Source organism: Micrococcus sp. PSi08 (genome assembly GCF_054960655.1).
Genome location: NZ_JBHNYP010000013.1, coordinates 1 through 15,951, shown reverse-complemented (window position 1 = coordinate 15,951; position 15,951 = coordinate 1). Strand labels below are relative to the sequence as shown.

16 protein-coding genes and 2 pseudogenes are annotated in these 15,951 nt (G+C 71.8%); 9 read left to right on the top strand and 9 right to left on the bottom strand.

Going from position 1 to position 15,951, the window contains the following annotated elements; genetic code table 11:
• Complete coding sequence (locus ACFI33_RS05975; RefSeq protein ID WP_036336657.1) at nucleotides 1–1,215, bottom strand: acetyl-CoA C-acetyltransferase; 1,215 nt, start codon at nucleotides 1,213–1,215, stop codon at nucleotides 1–3.
• A 45-nt stretch (nucleotides 1,216–1,260) separates the two neighbouring features.
• Nucleotides 1,261–2,943 carry a long-chain-fatty-acid--CoA ligase gene (locus ACFI33_RS05970; protein ID WP_462623820.1) on the bottom strand — a complete coding sequence of 561 codons (1,683 nt, stop codon included), beginning with the start codon at nucleotides 2,941–2,943 and terminating at the stop codon, nucleotides 1,261–1,263.
• Between the two features lie 218 nt (nucleotides 2,944–3,161).
• On the opposite strand from ACFI33_RS05970, the gene ACFI33_RS05965 reads away from it, so the two are divergent.
• The 3 genes from ACFI33_RS05965 to ACFI33_RS05955 all read left to right on the top strand — a co-directional run bounded on the left by ACFI33_RS05965 (nucleotide 3,162) and on the right by ACFI33_RS05955 (nucleotide 7,227).
• A complete protein-coding gene (locus tag ACFI33_RS05965) occupies nucleotides 3,162–3,767 on the top strand; it encodes a TetR/AcrR family transcriptional regulator (RefSeq protein WP_127435174.1) in 606 nt (201 codons plus the stop codon).
• 268 nt (nucleotides 3,768–4,035) lie between these two features.
• Entirely contained in the window at nucleotides 4,036–4,602 is a 567-nt protein-coding gene (locus ACFI33_RS05960; protein ID WP_127435175.1) for a DinB family protein, read from the top strand.
• Between the two features lie 93 nt (nucleotides 4,603–4,695).
• Nucleotides 4,696–7,227, top strand: coding sequence for an HAD-IC family P-type ATPase (locus ACFI33_RS05955; RefSeq protein WP_127435176.1), 2,532 nt, complete (start codon nucleotides 4,696–4,698; stop codon nucleotides 7,225–7,227).
• Nucleotides 7,228–7,233: 6 nt separating this feature from the next.
• On the opposite strand, the gene ACFI33_RS05950 is transcribed toward ACFI33_RS05955, so the two are convergent.
• Entirely contained in the window at nucleotides 7,234–7,383 is a 150-nt protein-coding gene (locus tag ACFI33_RS05950; protein WP_153240280.1) for a hypothetical protein, read from the bottom strand.
• Complete coding sequence (locus tag ACFI33_RS05945; protein ID WP_127445824.1) at nucleotides 7,377–7,889, bottom strand: hypothetical protein; 513 nt, start codon at nucleotides 7,887–7,889, stop codon at nucleotides 7,377–7,379. The genes ACFI33_RS05950 and ACFI33_RS05945 overlap by 7 nt, the downstream gene beginning before the upstream one ends.
• A 125-nt stretch (nucleotides 7,890–8,014) precedes the next feature.
• On the opposite strand from ACFI33_RS05945, the gene ACFI33_RS05940 reads away from it, so the two are divergent.
• Complete coding sequence (locus ACFI33_RS05940) at nucleotides 8,015–8,467, top strand: acyl-CoA thioesterase (protein WP_010080066.1); 453 nt, start codon at nucleotides 8,015–8,017, stop codon at nucleotides 8,465–8,467.
• Between the two features lie 97 nt (nucleotides 8,468–8,564).
• Here ACFI33_RS05940 and ACFI33_RS05935 read toward each other — a convergent pair whose 3' ends face one another.
• The 3 genes from ACFI33_RS05935 to ACFI33_RS05925 are packed head-to-tail and all read right to left on the bottom strand — an operon-like array spanning nucleotide 8,565 to nucleotide 10,623.
• Nucleotides 8,565–9,200 carry a CbiQ family ECF transporter T component gene (locus ACFI33_RS05935; protein WP_127445825.1) on the bottom strand — a complete coding sequence of 212 codons (636 nt, stop codon included), beginning with the start codon at nucleotides 9,198–9,200 and terminating at the stop codon, nucleotides 8,565–8,567.
• Entirely contained in the window at nucleotides 9,200–9,961 is a 762-nt protein-coding gene (locus ACFI33_RS05930; RefSeq protein ID WP_127435254.1) for an energy-coupling factor ABC transporter ATP-binding protein, read from the bottom strand. Before ACFI33_RS05930 ends, ACFI33_RS05935 begins: the two co-directional genes overlap by 1 nt.
• The gene (locus ACFI33_RS05925; RefSeq protein WP_095695044.1) at nucleotides 9,958–10,623 is read right to left on the bottom strand and encodes a biotin transporter BioY; all 666 of its coding nucleotides are present in this window, start codon (nucleotides 10,621–10,623) and stop codon (nucleotides 9,958–9,960) included. Before ACFI33_RS05925 ends, ACFI33_RS05930 begins: the two co-directional genes overlap by 4 nt.
• Nucleotides 10,624–11,106: 483 nt before the next feature.
• On the opposite strand from ACFI33_RS05925, the gene ACFI33_RS05920 reads away from it, so the two are divergent.
• Nucleotides 11,107–11,940, top strand: coding sequence for an aldo/keto reductase (locus ACFI33_RS05920; RefSeq protein WP_127435255.1), 834 nt, complete (start codon nucleotides 11,107–11,109; stop codon nucleotides 11,938–11,940).
• Nucleotides 11,941–12,061: 121 nt separating this feature from the next.
• On the opposite strand, the pseudogene ACFI33_RS05915 reads toward ACFI33_RS05920, so the two are convergent.
• Nucleotides 12,062–12,295, bottom strand: a pseudogene (locus ACFI33_RS05915) (ISL3 family transposase); the annotation flags it as partial.
• Nucleotides 12,296–12,379: 84 nt separating this feature from the next.
• On the bottom strand, nucleotides 12,380–12,745 hold the full coding sequence (locus ACFI33_RS05910) for an ArsR/SmtB family transcription factor (RefSeq protein ID WP_127435256.1): 366 nt from the start codon (nucleotides 12,743–12,745) through the stop codon (nucleotides 12,380–12,382).
• An 81-nt stretch (nucleotides 12,746–12,826) separates the two neighbouring features.
• On the opposite strand from ACFI33_RS05910, the gene arsB reads away from it, so the two are divergent.
• From arsB to ACFI33_RS05890, 4 genes and pseudogenes are all read left to right on the top strand, one after another.
• Nucleotides 12,827–13,918 carry an ACR3 family arsenite efflux transporter gene (gene arsB, locus ACFI33_RS05905; protein ID WP_095695047.1) on the top strand — a complete coding sequence of 364 codons (1,092 nt, stop codon included), beginning with the start codon at nucleotides 12,827–12,829 and terminating at the stop codon, nucleotides 13,916–13,918.
• A gap of 23 nt (nucleotides 13,919–13,941) precedes the next feature.
• On the top strand, nucleotides 13,942–14,370 hold the full coding sequence (locus ACFI33_RS05900) for an arsenate-mycothiol transferase ArsC (protein ID WP_002855764.1): 429 nt from the start codon (nucleotides 13,942–13,944) through the stop codon (nucleotides 14,368–14,370).
• A 28-nt stretch (nucleotides 14,371–14,398) separates the two neighbouring features.
• Nucleotides 14,399–15,736, top strand: a complete 1,338-nt coding sequence (locus tag ACFI33_RS05895; RefSeq protein WP_153239432.1) for an FAD-dependent oxidoreductase — start codon at nucleotides 14,399–14,401, stop codon at nucleotides 15,734–15,736.
• A 98-nt stretch (nucleotides 15,737–15,834) separates the two neighbouring features.
• Nucleotides 15,835–15,951 (top strand): annotated as a pseudogene (locus ACFI33_RS05890) (Cd(II)/Pb(II)-sensing metalloregulatory transcriptional regulator CmtR); the annotation flags it as partial.

The window sequence follows — 15,951 nt, the reverse complement described above, 5'->3', positions numbered from 1 at the left end:
TCAGACGCGCTCGACGATCGTGGCGACGCCCATGCCGGCGCCGATGCAGAGCGTGGCGATGCCGGTCCGCAGGTCGCGCCGCTCGAGTTCGTCCACGAGGGTGCCGAGGATCATGGCGCCGGTGGCCCCCAGGGGGTGGCCCATGGCGATCGCGCCGCCGTTGACGTTGGTCTGCTCCTCGGTCCAGCCCATCTCCTTCATCAGCAGCAGCGGCACGGCCGCGAACGCCTCGTTGATCTCCACGAGGTCGATGTCCGCGGCGGTCATGCCGGCCACCTCGAGGGCCTTGCGGCACGCCGGGGTGGGGCCGGTGAGCATGATGGTGGGCTCGGAGCCGACGACGGCGGCGGAGACGATCCGGGCCCGCGGACTCATCCCGGCCCGCCGGCCGGCCTCCTCGGAGCCGATCAGCGTCAGCGCGGCGCCGTCGACGATGCCCGAGGAGTTGCCGGGGTGGTGCAGGTGCTCGATCCCCGCCAGCGAGCTGTACTTCTCCAGCGCCACGGCGTCGAAGCCCGCCTCCCGGCCCAGCGCCTCGAAGGAGGGCTTGAGCGTGGCCAGGGTCTCCACGGACGAGTCGGGGCGGATGGTCTCGTCCCGGTCCAGCACGGTCATCCCGTTCATGTCCGTCACCGGGACCACGGAGCGGGCGAACCGGCCCTCCTGCCACGCCGCCGCAGCACGGCGGTGGCTCTGCGCGGCGAAGCGGTCCAGCTCTGCGCGGCTGAATCCCTCACGGGTGGCGATCAGGTCCGCGGAGACGCCCTGCGGGACGAAGTCGGTGGCCAGGGAGGTGGCCGGGTCCATGGCCCACGCGCCGCCGTCGGAGCCCATGGGCACGCGGGACATGGACTCCACGCCGCCGGCCACGAGCAGAGACTCCCAGCCGGAGCGGATGCGGGCGGCGGCCTGGTTCACGGCCTCGAGCCCGGAGGCGCAGAACCGGTTCAGCTGCACGCCGGCCACGGTCTGCGGCAGGCCCGCCTTGAGGGCGGCCACCCGGGGCAGGACCGCGCCCTGGTCGCCCACCGGGCTGACGCAGCCGAGGATCATGTCCTCGATGTCGGCGGGGTCGAGCCCCTCATGGCGGTCGCGCAGGGCGTGGGTCAGGCCGACGACGAGGTCGATCGGCTTGACCTCGTGGAGGGAGCCGGAGGGCTTGCCGGCACCGCGCGGTGTGCGGAGGGCGTCGTAGAGGAAGGCGTCCTGGGTCACGGGGTCTCCTGGGGTCGGGGTGGGTCTGGGGAGGGGGCGGGCCGGTCAGCGGCCGGAGGTGAGGGCGTCGGCGTAGTCGGCGCGCAGCTTGCGCTTGTTGACCTTCCCGACGCCGGTCCGATCGATCTCCGTCACGAAGCGGACCTCGTCGGGCAGCTGCCAGGTGGCGAAGCGCTCGGCGAGTGCGGCGAGGACGGCGTCCTGGTCGACGTCGGAGTCCTCGTACCGCACCACGAGGGCCAGGGGGCGCTCCTCCCACTGGGGGTGGGGGACACCGATCACGGCGGCGTCGCGGACCCCGGGGACGGTCATGATGTGGTTCTCCAGGTCGATCGAGGAGATCCACTCGCCACCGGACTTGACCACGTCCTTCAGGCGGTCGGTGACCTTGAGGTAGCCCTCCGGGGAGAGGTAGCCCAGGTCCCCGGAGCGCCAGTAGCCCTCGTCGTCGAAGCCGGCCTCGGTGGCCTCGGCGTTGTCTGCGTAGGAGGTGGTCACCCAGGGCCCGCGCAGGCGGATCTCGCCCACGTTCTCCTCGCCGGGCGGCAGCAGCTCGCCCAGGGGGTCGGTGATCTTCACGTCCACCCCGACGACGACGAGGCCCTGGAACCGCTTGAGGTTCCACCGCTCATCCTCGGAGAGGGTGTCCATGAGGCTCGGCTTCATGCGGTTGAGGGAGACGATGGGCGAGGTCTCCGTGGCGCCGTAGGCGTGGATGACCTCCGCGCCGGTGAGCTCGTCGAAGCCGCGCATCATGGCCACGGGGGGCTCCGTCGCGCCGCACAGCAGGCGCACGCCGTCCATCCGTGGGGGCGTCTCGAGGGTGCGGAGGTGGTGGAGCATCGGCATGAGGATCGCGGGGGCTGCCGGGGCCACGGTGACGCCGTGGTCCACGAGGGTGGAGGTCAGCCACGGGGTGTCCGTGAGGTTGAACCGGCCCGGCAGCACCAGGCGCGCGCCCACGGCGACGGCGGCGAACGGCAGGCCCCAGCACTGCGCGTGGAACATGGGGGTCAGCAGCAGGGCGGTGTCCGCCATGGTCATGCCCAGGGTGGACACCACGGCGTGCGCGTGCAGCCAGGTGGCACGGTGCGAGTAGAAGACGCCCTTGGGGCGGCCGGTGGTGCCCGTGGTGTAGCAGGCGCCGGAGGCGGAGCGCTCGCTCACGTTCGGCAGGCCCCCTGTCTCGAGCGGCTCGTGCCCGTCGAGGAGGGCCTCGTAGGAGAGGACGTCGTCGCGACCGGCCCAGTCGGCGGGGAGCTCACCGTCGCCGGCCACGATCCAGCGGACGCCGTCGGGCAGGTGCGGTTCGAGCGCGGCGGCGAGCTCCAGGAGGGTCTCGTCCACGACGATCGTCCCCACCTGCGCGTGGGTGATCACGTAGGCCAGGTCCGTGGGCGCCAGGCGCAGATTGAGCTGCACCATGGTCGCGCCCAGCAGCGGGACGGAGAAGTAGGACTCGAGGTGGCGGACGTCGTTCCACAGCAGCAGGCCGACCCGGTCCCCCGGCCCGACGCCCTCGGCGCGCAGGGCCGCGGCCATGCGGCGCACCCGCTCCCACACGGCCGCGTAGGTGGTGGTCTGCCACCGGGAGCCGCCGCCGCGGGTGTGGATGATCTGCTGATCCCCGAAGGTCCGGGCGGCGTCCCGCAGGAGGCGAGTGGTGGTGAGCTGCTCGTCGTCGCCCATGGTGGACGGGGTGCCGAGGACGGTGTCGGTGGTCTGCATGGGTCCCCCTGGGAGGTGTGGTGGTCGCGGAGGCGGGCGGCAGTCGTCTGTGACATGCCTCACTGAGCTGATGTTGCACACTCAAGCACGATGTTGCACTAGCGTGCAAGAAGGGTGCGGGGGGCGTTTCGATCCCTGCCGTAGGGTTCAGCGAGCCCCCGCATCCTCATCTCCCGACCACGGGCCATCCCATCCGCCGACCCAGCCCCGAGGACCCGATGAACACCCCCCTGCCCTTCGATCAGGACGATCTCTCCTCCCCCGCGCGCCTGCGCCTGGCGGCCCTCGAGCTGTATGCCGAGCGGGGGGTCGAGATGGCCAGCGTCCGCGAGATAGCGCAACGGGCCGGCGTCGCCCCCGGGCTGGTGCGGCACCACTTCGGCAGCAAGGCGGGGCTGACCCGCGCCGTCGACGACGACGTGCTGCGCCTGATCGCCGCGACCCTCGACGAGGTCCCGCTCGTGGGCACCCCACAGGTGGTGTCCGCGGCCCGCGACGCGGCGTTCGCGGACCTGCTGGCCGACCGCCCGGTGGTGGGGGCCTACGTGCGCCGCTCGCTGCTGGAGGCCGGCGGGGAGACCGAGTCCCTGCTGGAGCGCCTCGTGGACCTGACCACGGAACAGACCGAGCGCCTGCGCCGGTCCGGCTTCGCCCCGCGGCGCAGCATGCCGACGTCCGTGTTCGGCACCGTCATCCGGCAGATGGGGCACCTGATGGTCGACCCGTCGGCGGACCGCATCTGGCGCCGGATCGCCGAGACCCAGGAGGGCGCCGCCGAACAGGCGAGCCCGCGGGTGCGGCTCGTGGTGGATCCGCCGCGGTGAGCAGGATCGCCGCCCACCGCGGCGGCGTCCGCGTACGCCTGCGCCGCCCAGTCCTCGCTGACCCCGACGAGCTCCTCCGGGTCCTCCTGGGTGGCCACGACGCCGGCCCGCCCGTTCCGGGAACGCCTGCGGTCGGTATGGGCGCACTTTTCAGGCTCAAAGTGACCGCACGCGTTCCAGGTCCGCGGGCGCCCACCCCGCCCCCGCCCCGCCCCCGCACGCGCCGTTTCCCGAACGAAAACGCGAGGTGGGGCGTAGCCTGGCCGCCATGACCACCGTGTTCTACGACGACCAGGGCCGCCCCGAGCCGCCCTTCGCCGCGGGCGAGGCCGCCACCCTGCTGGGCTTCCTCGACTTCCTGCGCGCCACGATCGAGTGGAAGACGGCGGACCTGGACACGGCCGCGCTGCACCGCCGGCTGCCGGGGCACCCGTCCGCGATGACGCTCGGCGGCCTGCTCAAGCACCTCGCGTTCGTCGAGTTCTGGTGGTTCGAGGCCGTCGCCCTCGGCGAGCCCACCTCGGCGCCCTGGGTGGGCGCGGACTTCGACGCGGACCCCGACTGGGACTGGCACAGCGCGGCGCAGGACTCCGCGGCGGACCTGCGCGCCCTCTGGCAGGGCCAGGTGAAGCGGTCCCGGCAGATCGTGGTGGACCTGCTCGCGGCGGACGGCGACGACGGCGCCGCGGCCCTGGCTCGCGCCCACCGGATCCGGGAGGGGCGGGACCCGGTCTCGCTGCGGTGGATCCTCGCCCACATGATCGAGGAGTACGGCCGCCACGCCGGCCACGCCGACCTGCTGCGCGAGGGGATCGACGGCCAGACCGGCGAGTGAGCCCGCCCCACCCGCAGTCCCGCCTGCGGTCGCACCCGGGTTCATCCCCACGTCGGATGCCCGGCCCCGCACCGGCTGGGTAGATTCTGTGCCATGGCCTCCCCCTCCCCTGCGTCCGCGCACCCGTCCGCCCCCGAGAGCGGGATGGGCCTGGGGTTCACCGGGGTGGAGGGGATCACCGGGCTCACCGCCGCCGAGGTCGCCGAGCGGGAGGCCGCGGGCCTGGTCAACGTCCAGTCGCGGGACACGTCCCGCTCGCTGGGGCAGATCCTGCGCGTGCACGTGTTCACGCTGTTCAACCTGGCGATCGCGCTGTGCGCCGTCGTCGTGATCCTGATGGGCCGCTGGCTGGACCTGCTGTTCTCGCTGGCGGCCGTGGCCAACGTGGTGATCGGCGTGGTCCAGGAGTACTCGGCCAAGCGGAAGCTGGACCGGATCGCGCTGCTGCACCAGGACGACGTCCTCGTCATCCGGGACGGGGCGCGCGTGCCCCTGCCGATGGCGCAGATCGTGCGGGACGACGTCGTGGTGCTGCGCCGCGGCGACCAGGTGCCCGTGGACGGCGAGGTCCTCGTCTCGGACGGCCTGGACATGGACGAGGCGCTGCTCACCGGGGAGAACGACCCCGTGCCCAAGACCCCCGGGGACGCCGTGCTCTCGGGCTCGGCCGTCGTGGCCGGCGCGGGTCTGGTGCGCGCGACGGCGGTGGGCTCGGCCTCGCACGCCGCCCGGCTCAGCGCCGAGGCCCGCCGCTACTCCGCCATCCACTCGGAGCTGCGCGGCGCCCTGGAGAAGGTGGCCCGCTGGCTGACGATCGCCCTGGTGCCGATCATCGCGGTGATCGTGCACGGCCAGATGACGGCCGTCGGCGGCTGGTCCCTCGCCCTCTCCCAGCCGCGCGAGGCCGCCCTGGAGCCCGCGCTGATCGCGTCCGTGGCGGCGGTGACCAGCATGATCCCGCAGGGCCTGGCGCTCATGACGACCATCGCGTTCGCCGTGTCCGCACTCAAGCTGGCCCAGCAGGAGGTCCTCATCCAGGAGCAGCCCGCCGTGGAGGTCCTGGCCCGCGTGGACACCGTCTGCCTGGACAAGACCGGCACCCTCACCGAGGGCGGCGTCCGGTTCGACCGGCTCACCGCGCCCGCCTCGGCGGACGCGTCCCCGAACGCCCACGACGACGGCACCCCGGCCGAGGTCGCCGACGGGGCTCGGGCCGTGCTCGCCTGGTTCGGCGCAGACCCGGACGTGAACCCCACCGCGGCGGCCCTGCGCGAGCCCTTCACGGCCGTCCCGGCCGTGGACCCCGCGGCCCAGGTGGCGTTCTCCTCCGCTCGCCGGTGGTCGGCGGTCGCGTTCGGCCCCGAGGCCGGGGCCGCGGCCGGCACGTGGCTGCTCGGCGCACCCGAGGCCCTCGTGGACGAGCGGCTCCTCGGCCCCGACCGCGTCGAGGCCGTCCGCGCCCAGGTCCACGCCGACGCGGACGCCGGCCGCCGCGTGCTGCTGCTGGCCCGCACGGACGAGCCCCTGATCGGGGATGCGCTGCCCGGCGGAGGCGTCCCGGTCGCCGTCGTGACGTTCCGCGAGAACGTGCGCCCGGACGCCGCCGAGACCCTCGACTACTTCCACGCCCAGGGCGTGCGGACCGTGGTGATCTCCGGGGACAGCCCGCGCACCGTGGCCGCCGTGGCCCGTGAGGTGGGCCTCGAGGTGGCGGGCCAGGCCTACGACGGGCGCACCCTGCCGGACGATCCCGGGGAGCTCGCCGACGTGATGGCCGAGCACGACGTGTTCGGCCGCGTCAGCCCGGACCAGAAGAAGGCGATGGTGCAGGCGCTGCAGTCGCGCGGGCACGTGGTGGCCATGACCGGCGACGGCGTGAACGACGCCCTGGCCCTGAAGACCGCGGACCTGGGCATCGCCATGGGCAACGCGGCCCCGGCCACCAAGGCGGTGTCCCGGATGGTGCTGCTGGACGGGCGCTTCGACCGCCTGCCGCGCGTGCTCGGCGAGGGCCGCCAGGTGATCGCGAACATGGAGCGGCTCGCCCACATCTACCTGACGAAGACGACGTACGCGCTGCTGTTCGGCGTGGTGTTCTCCCTGTTCGCGTGGCAGTTCCCGCTGCTGCCGCGGCAGGCCTCCACCGTGGACTTCATCATGATCGGCGCGCCCACGTTCTTCCTCGCCCTGCTGCCGAACCCGCGCCGCTATGTGCCCGGCTTTCTGGGGCGGGCGCTGCGGTTCGCGATCCCCTCCGGCGCGGTGATCCTGCTGTCCATGGTGGCCTTGCAGACGTACGTGCGCCTCACCGCCGGCGACGTCGACCTGGCCCGCCAGCAGGCCGCGTTCATGATCACCCTGACCCTGCTGGGCCTGTGGGTGCTCAGCGTGATGTCCCGGCCGCTGAGCGCGCGCGTGGTGGTCCTCATCCTGGCGATGTACGCGGTGCTGGCCGCCGTCGTGCTGGTGCCGGCCTCCCGCTGGTACCACCGGATGGAGGTCCCGCCCACGGACGTGCTCGTGGCCGCGCTGGTGGTCGCCGCGCTCGGGTGCGGACTGATCGAGGTCATCCACCAGGTGCACCGCCGGCACGTGGCGAGGGTGCTGGCCGCCGCGGGGGCCTGAGACCCCTCAGCGGCGGGCGCGACGCACGGCGGCCCGGTAGTCGAGCCACGTCCACACCAGCACGACGACGGCGACCAGCGGGTACGCGACGTCCCACGCGCTGAGCCGCTCCCCGGCCACCACGCCCGGGAGACGGGTGGCCAGGATGATCACCACGAACGCGGTGACCGCCCAGGCCCGCCGGCGGGGCGGCGGGCCCAGGCGTCGTCGTCGAGGGCGGCGGGGGGCTCCCCCACGGGCCGGCGGGCCGCCGGGAGCAGCCGGTGTGCGAGCCAGGCGAGGCCCGCGCAGACCGGGGCGACGGCGAGCAGCCAGAACGTGCTCCCGGTGAACAGGTGCGTCTGTGCGTTCACCTCGACGAGCCACCAGGCGAGCACCAGCCCGAAGGCCAGGAGGGTGACGGCGGCGACCAGCGTGGCGGCCAGCCGCGGGACGCGGGCGAGGAGCCGCTCCCAGAGGACCATCACCGCCACCCCGGCCACACCCATGAGCACCGGGGCCAGCAGCAGCCCCCACGTGTAGTCGGTGGTGAGCCCATCCCGGAGCAGCCAGACCAGGCAGAACAGGACGGCGATGCCGGCGGCGACCGTGAAGCCGACCACCGGCACATCGCGCCAGGTGGCGTCGGGTGTGGCGGGGTCGGAGTGGGGGCGGATGGTCATCGGTCGGGTCCTTCCTGTGTGGTCCGTTGCGGATCCCTCCCGGCGACCCTACGGCCCGGTCGAGCACGTCTGCGCATCGGGCGCCCTCCCTCGTGCCGGCGTCGCCGTCGCTCTACCGTGGGGCCATGGACTCCACGCTCTTCACCCGTTCGGCCGACCGCGCCGCCCACGACGACGTCAACTTCCGCACCCGCAAGTGGGTCAAGCCGGAGGACCTCAACGCGAACAACACCCTCTTCGGCGGCTCGCTGCTGCGCTGGGTCGACGAGGAGGCGGCCATCTACGCGACCCTGCAGCTGGGCAACCCGCGGTGCGTGACGAAGCTGATCTCGGAGATCAACTTCCTGGCCTCGGCGAAGCAGGGCGACATGATCGAGATGGGCCTGCGCGCCACCGAGTTCGGGCGCACGTCCCTGACCATGCGGGCGAAGGTGCGGAACATCGTGACCGGCGAGATGATCCTGACCATCGACAAGATCGTGTTCGTGTCCCTGGGCGAGGACGGCAAGCCCGTGCCCCACGGCTTCACCGAGATCACCTACGACCGCGACCGTCTGCCCCTGGACGGCCCCCTCTGAGCCGGCCCGCCACCCCACGCGGTCCGGGGGCGGAACTCGGGGATCCCCACCCCGAATACCGCCGAGTTCCGCCCCCAACGCGGAAGGGCGGGCAGCTCTAGTCGATGCCGCGGGCGGCCAGGGCGTCCCCGACGTCGTCCGCGTGCTTGAAGCTGAGCACCAGCAGCGGCAGCGCCCAGGCCCACGGCGCCATCCGCACCCCGCGGGCGGCCTGCGCATGCCGGATCTGCTCGGCCAGCGCCCGCAGGTGGCCGATCGAGGAGAGCACCAGGCCCATCGCCAGGCCCACGCGGTCGGCGCGGAACCCCGCCCGCGCCAGGCGCGGCCCCGCCCACGGGATCCGCTCGACCGGCCGCAGCACCGCCTCGGCCACCCCGGTCATGTCCGCGATCCGGGTGGTGCGCGTCAACACCTGCGCGGTGAGCACGAGCCCGAGCACGCGCGCCACCATGAGTCCGGCCGCGAACGCGTCGGTGAAGATCCACTGCGCCGCGAACAGGACCACGTAGAACAGCCACAGGGCGCGCAGGTCGGAGGCGATCATCGCCGCCCCGCGCCGCAGCCCGAAGCCCACGAGGTACGCGGCCACGGCGCCCACGACGGCGGCGCCCGCCGTCCACAGGGACGGCGGCAGCAGGGTCAGGGCCAGCACCCACACCGCGAACAGGCCCGTCTTGAGGCCGGCGCGGGCGCGGTGCAGGGGCGAGTCGCCGTGGATGTACAGGGAGAGCATCAGCGCAGCTCCGCCGCCACGGCGTGGTCCAGGAAGCGTTCGTACGCCTCGACCACGTCCCCGGCCGGGCCGGTCCGCTCCACACGGCCGCCGTGGATCCACACGGCCTCGTCGCACGCACGGGCCAGCTCGAGGTCGTGGGTCACCAGCAGCAGCTGGAACCCGTCCGGGGCGGAGGGGTCTGCGGCCAGCAGCCGGTCGGCCACGATCCGCCGGTGCCGGCCGTCCAGCAGGGAGGTCGGCTCGTCGGCGATCACCAGGGACGGCCCGGCGGTCATCACCGAGCACATGGCCAGCCGCTGCGCCTGCCCCGAGGACAGGGACAGGCACGCCCGGTCCGCGAGCGCGGTGAGCCGGTGCTCCTGAAGCGCCGCGGCCACGCGCGCGGCGACGTCGTCCTGGGTCAGGCGGCGGCCGGCGTCGCCCCTGAGCGACTTCACGGTCAGCTCCACGTCCTCCCGGACGGTGGGCATGACCATCTGCGCGGCCGGGTTCGCGAACACGAAGCCGACGGTGCGGCGCAGCGCCTTCACGTCCCGGACGGCGTCCACCCCGTGCACGGTCACCTCCCCGGCGACGACGTCGGCCAGCCCGGCGATCGCGCGGGCCAGCGTGGACTTGCCGGAGCCGTTCTCCCCGATCACCGCCACACGCGGGGCCGTGAGGGTGAGGTCCACGCCGTCGAGGAGCACGACGACGCCCTCGGGGCCGTCGGCCTCGACGCGGACGCCCGTGAGGGTGACGGAGCGATCCGGGCTCATCGGAAGGCGCGGGGGTAGGCCTTCCACAGGCCGACGATGAGGATGACGGCCACGACGAGCTTGATCAGGTCACCGGGCACGAACGGGGCCATGGAGAGGACGGCGGCCCCGAACTCCATCCCGGCGATCCCCACGAAGCCGAGCACGCCGAAGAAGTAGACCATGACGATGCCGCCGATCAGCCCGGCGACGGCCGCACCGAGCGCGACCCGTCCGGCGCCGAGGCCGGGACGGGCCCGGGAGGTGAGGGCCCAGAAGATCAGGCCGACGATCAGCGCGGACGGGATCCAGCCGAGGATGAAGCCGGCCGTCGGGCCGGCGAACACGCCCAGGCCGCCACGGCCGCCGCTGAGCAGCGGCAGGCCGAGCGCCACGAGGCCGGCGAACAGCGCCATCGAGGCGGCCCCGCGCCACGGGCCGAGGATCACACCGGCCAGGATCACGGCGATGTTCTGCAGCACGATCGGGGCGGGCACACCGGCGACGGCGATCGGCGGCACCAGACCGAGGACGGCCATCAGCGCGGTCATGACGGCGATGCGTGCAAGGCTGCCGCCGGCGGAACCGCGACGGGGGCGGCCGGCGTCGGTGGGGCGGTCCGCCGTCGTGGTGGCCGCGGGGCGGACGTGGCCGTCGTGGGACGAGGGCACGGAAGTGCTCATGGAGGGACTCCTGGTGCGGAAGCGAGTGCGAGGGGGCGCTCAGCCGAGGCGCTGGGCGCATGGCGAGGGCCCGACGAGTTGAACAGTGTTCAGGAGTCTACTGCAGGGGCGGAGGTGTGGGCGGCCGGGGTGCGCTGCCAGGGTGACAGGCGAGACTGTGGGCGGCTTGGGCGTTGTGCTGACCGGCGATCAGCAGGAACGAGGTATGCGGCCCGAGACGGGAACCTGGACACCAGCCGCTCACCCGATGACCTCTGCCTTCTGTTCCGCCGTGGTGGTACCGTCCAGCCCACCGGCGCCGGAAACCGCTCGTGAGCAGCCCGGTACGCCACATGGCGCAGGCGGGGCTGACTACCAGCTCGACACCCGGCACCTCGGTACCCGCCACCCTCCTATAAGCCAGCACCGGTCGAGGACGCGCCGACCCTTCGAGGATCTCAGCCCACGTCCCACCTCAGGACAACCAGAAGGAAGTGATCGCGGATGCGACGGATAACGCTGCCGAGCGGTGAGTCCATCCCTGTGCTGGGCCAGGGCACCTGGGGCTGGGGTGAGGACCCCGGCCGCCGCGGCGACGAGGTCGCCGCGCTGCACGCCGGCCTCGAGCTGGGCATGACGCTGGTCGACACCGCCGAGATGTACGCCGACGGCGGCGCGGAGGAGGTGGTCGGTGAAGCATTGGCGGGTCGCCGCGACGAGGCGTTCGTGGTCAGCAAGGTCATGCCGTCCCACGCCTCACGTTCCGGCACGATCGCGGCCTGCGAACGCAGCCTGAAACGCCTGGGCACCGATCGGATCGACCTCTACCTGCTGCACTGGCAGGGCAGGTACCCGCTGGAGGACACCGTCGCGGCCTTCCACCAGCTCGTCGAGGACGGGAAAATCCGATACTGGGGCGTCAGCAACTTCGACCACCGGGCCCTCGCCGACCTGCAGGACGTGCCGGGCAGCAGCGGGCTGGCCACGGATCAGGTGCTGTACAACCTGTCGCGGCGAGGACCGGAGTACGACCTCCTGCCGTGGTGCGCCGACCACCAGCTGCCGGTCATGGCGTACTCGCCGATCGAGCAGGGCCGCATCCTTCACGACACGACGCTGAACGACGTCGCGGCCCGTCACAGCGTCAGCCCCGCGGCGGCGGCCCTTGCCTGGGTGCTGCGCCGCGACTCGCTCTGCACGATCCCCAAGGCGAGCAGCCCGCAGCACGTGCGCGACAACGCCACAGCACTGGACGTGGACCTGACCCGCGAAGACCTGGATGCTCTGGACCGTGCGTTTCCGCCCCCGAGCGGACCGCGACCACTCGAGATGCTGTGACCCTGCCCAAGGGCGCAGCCCGGTCGTTCCGGGCAGCCCGGGCAGTCCGGGCAGCGCTCCGGTCAGCGCAAGTCTCCGAAGGACCTGCCTGTCACCTCCTCCTGAACCTGTGCACGCCAACCATCGACTCCTTTCCTCGAGCCCTGTCGGGTTCGCGGTAGGCGCTGATCATCCGCTGGCAGGTCCCCCAAGTGGCCTCGAGCCGGGCCCTCTGCTTGTCGGTGAGCAACCCGGTTCCGGCGTGCAGGGTTCGACGGGCGGAGTAGAGCGGGTCGCCCGTGCGGCCGCGGTGGCCATGCAGGTCCTGCTGGACCCGGCGGTGGCAGCGGACCAACGCGTCGCCGGCTAACCGGACTGCGAGCGACCGGCGTTGTGGACGCAGACGACCTGGACACTGGGCCGTGCGGTCAGGAGGATCTCCAAAGTCGGCGGCGGGGGTTCAGGCGATGTCGAGGAAGGAACGGAGCTCGGCGAAGGCCGACGGCACGACGCAGTAGTGCGCCCAGCGGCCCTTCTGCTCGCGCGTGAGCAGGCCAGCGTCGACGAGCTTCTTCATGTGGTGACTCACGGTCGGCTGGCTGATGCCCAGCGGCTCGGTGAGATCACAGGCGCAGACCGAATTGCAGCCCTGAGCAGCGACATGGGACAGAAGCCGGAGACGGGTCGGGTCGGAAAGCGCCTTGAGCAAGGACGCGATCCTCTCGGCCTCGACGCTGTCGACGGGCCCCGCTGAGAGCCTGCAGCACTCCTCAGGGCCGTTCATCGTCTCGAGCCCGGCAGCTGTGATCGCGGTCGTCGTGGACATGTCCCCACCTTACATTGACAGTCATCGATGTGAAGCATAGCGTTCGCATCGATATCCGTCGATGGAAGGTGTCGAAGCCCGATGAGTACGACCACCAAGGATGTGGAGCAGCCCCGCGTGATGAAGGAGATGTCCTTCCTCGATCGCTGGCTCCCGGTGTGGATCCTGGCCGCCATGGCAGTGGGTCTCCTGCTGGGACGGTTCATCCCCGGCCTGAACACCGCGCTGGAGGCGGTGAAGATCGGATCCGTGTCCCTGCCCATTGCGATCGGACTGTTGGTGATGATGTACCCGGTCCTGGCGAAGGTCCGCTACGACGAGACCCGGCGCATCGGCGCGGACCGACGCCTGCTGGTGACCTCGCTGGTGCTGAACTGGATCGTCGGCCCGGCACTCATGTTCGCCCTGGCCTGGATCTTCCTGGCCGACCTTCCAGAGTACCGCACCGGCCTGATCATCGTCGGACTCGCACGCTGCATCGCGATGGTCCTCATCTGGAACGACCTCGCCTGCGGTGACCGAGAAGCAGCCGCGGTGCTGGTCGCGATCAACTCCGTCTTCCAGGTGATCGCCTTCGGTGCCCTGGGCTGGTTCTACCTCCAGGCGCTGCCATCCTGGCTGGGGCTGCCGACCACGTCGGCCGAGTTCTCGATCGGCGCGATCGTCCTCAGCGTGCTGATCTTCCTCGGGATCCCGCTGGTCGCAGGGTTCCTGACCCGCATCCTCGGTGAGCGAGCCAAGGGTCGGACCTGGTACGAGGAGCGGTTCCTCCCGAAGATCGGCCCCTGGGCGCTGTACGGGCTGCTGTTCACCATCGTGCTGCTGTTCGCCCTACAGGGCGACGCGATCATCTCCGCACCGGGGGACGTGGCCCGCATCGCCGTGCCGCTGCTGGTCTACTTCGTCGTCATGTTCCTGGGGTCCTTCCTGCTCGGCCGCGCGATCGGCCTCGACTACGCGAAGTCCACGACCGTCGCGTTCACGGCCTCGGGCAACAACTTCGAGCTCGCCATCGCCGTCGCCATCGGCACCTTCGGAGTCACCTCCGGCCAGGCCCTCGCCGGCGTCGTCGGCCCGCTGATCGAAGTCCCCGTCCTCGTCGCCCTCGTCTACGTCGCCCTCGCTATGGGGCGGCGCCTGTTCCCCGGCGACACCACCGCCCCCACCCGATGACCCCACAGAAGGATCCCCTCGCCATGACCACGAAGCGCCCTTCAGTCCTGTTCGTCTGCGTGAAGAACGGCGGCAAGTCCCAGATGGCCGCCGCCCTCATGCGCCATCACGCCGGGGATGAGGTCGACGTGCATTCCGCCGGCACCCGCCCGGGCACCGCCATCAACGCCCAGTCCGCGGAGGCGATCGCCGAGGTCGGCGCGGACATGTCCTCCGCCGTCCCGCAGCCGGTCACCCCCGAGCTGCTGCGAAGCGTCGACCACGTGATCGTCATCGGCGACGAAGCCGTCATCAAACCCGTCGAGGGCATGACCGCGCCGGTCACGACCTGGCACACCGATGAGCCCTCTCAGCGCGGCATCGAAGGGATGGAGCGGATGCGCTTGGTCCGCGACGACATCGACACCCACGTCCGCAAGCTCCTGACCGACCTCACCGGCACCGCGAACTGACCGCCCCGCAGCAAGGAGACTCATCATCTTGACCACCGCAACGAACTCACATCCCATTGTCGTCATCGGCGCTGGCCCCATCGGCCTTGCCGCCGCTGCCCACCTCTCTGAGCGCGGCCTGCCGTTCCTGATCCTCGAGGCCGGGACCGCGGCAGGAGCCGCGATCGCCGAGTGGGGGCACACGCGGCTCTTCTCGCCGTGGCAGCACAACCTCGACGCCGCCGCACAGCGTCTCCTCGAAGCTGCCGGCTGGACCGCACCCGACGCCGACGTTCTCCCGACCGGTCACGAACTGCGCGAGCATTACCTCGAACCGCTCGCGCAGCTTCCCCAGCTCGCCGAGTCGATCCGCTACGGGGCGCGGGTCACCGCCGTCTCCCGCGCCGGCATCGACAAGACCCGCACCGCACGCCGCGAGGAGACCCCCTTCCTCGTCCGGATCCAGACCACCGACGGGCACAGCGAAGACGTGCTCGCCTCCGCGGTCATCGACGCCTCCGGCACCTGGTCCACGCCCAACCCCCTCGGACAGGCCGGGCTCCTTGCTCCCGGCGAGCAGCAGGCCCGCGCCGCGGGCCACATCACCGCGCCGCTGCCTGACGTGCAGGGCCGCGACCGTGACCGCTTCGCCGGCAAGCGAGTCATGGTGACCGGTGCCGGCCACTCAGCCGCCAATACCCTGCTGGACCTCGCGGACCTGGAGGCCGACACCACCATCATTTGGGCCGCTCGCACCGCAGACCTCACCCGCGTCTACGGGGGCGGCGACCAGGACGAACTCGCAGCCCGAGGAGCGCTCGGCTCGCGACTGCGCCAGCTGGTCGACTCCGGACGCATCGCGGTCCTCACCTCCTTCACCATCACTCGCTTCAGAGCCGACGACACGTTGACCGTCCACGCTGTGACCCCGGACGGGGAGCGAGAAGTGAGCGTCGATGTGCTGGTGCCCGCCACCGGGTTCCGCCCTGATCTCGGAATGCTCTCCGAACTCCGCCTGGCCCTGGACCCGGCCGTCGAAGCACCGTCCCAGCTGGAGCCGCTGATCGATCCCGAGTTCCACTCCTGCGGATCCGTCGAGCCTCACGGTGAGCGAGTCCTCGCCCACCCGGAGACGAACTTCTACATCGTGGGGATGAAGAGCTACGGCCGCGCCCCCACCTTCCTCATGGCCACCGGCTACGAACAGGTCCGCTCCATCGCAGCAGCCCTGGCCGGCGACCGCAAAGCAGCCGACGCAGTCCACCTCGAACTACCCGAGACCGGCGTATGCACCACCGACCTCGGCGGCGGCTGCGACGCCCCAGCCACAGCCGGCGACGCCTGCTGCAGCAGCCCGCAACTGATCGAGCTCCCCGTCGGCCGATGAGCAAACAGCGGGACGGCACGACGTTCTGTGCCGCCCCGCTGGGGTATAGCTTTACGAGGCGACACTGTAAGTTCAGCTCATACTGTATAGTTCAGTGAATGCTGACTATCGCCTCTCGTGTTGATGTGATGAACCGGTTGGGCCGAGCGATGGCCGACCCCACTCGATCCCGGATCATCTTGACCCTGCTCGACCATCCCGCTTACCCGGCGGAA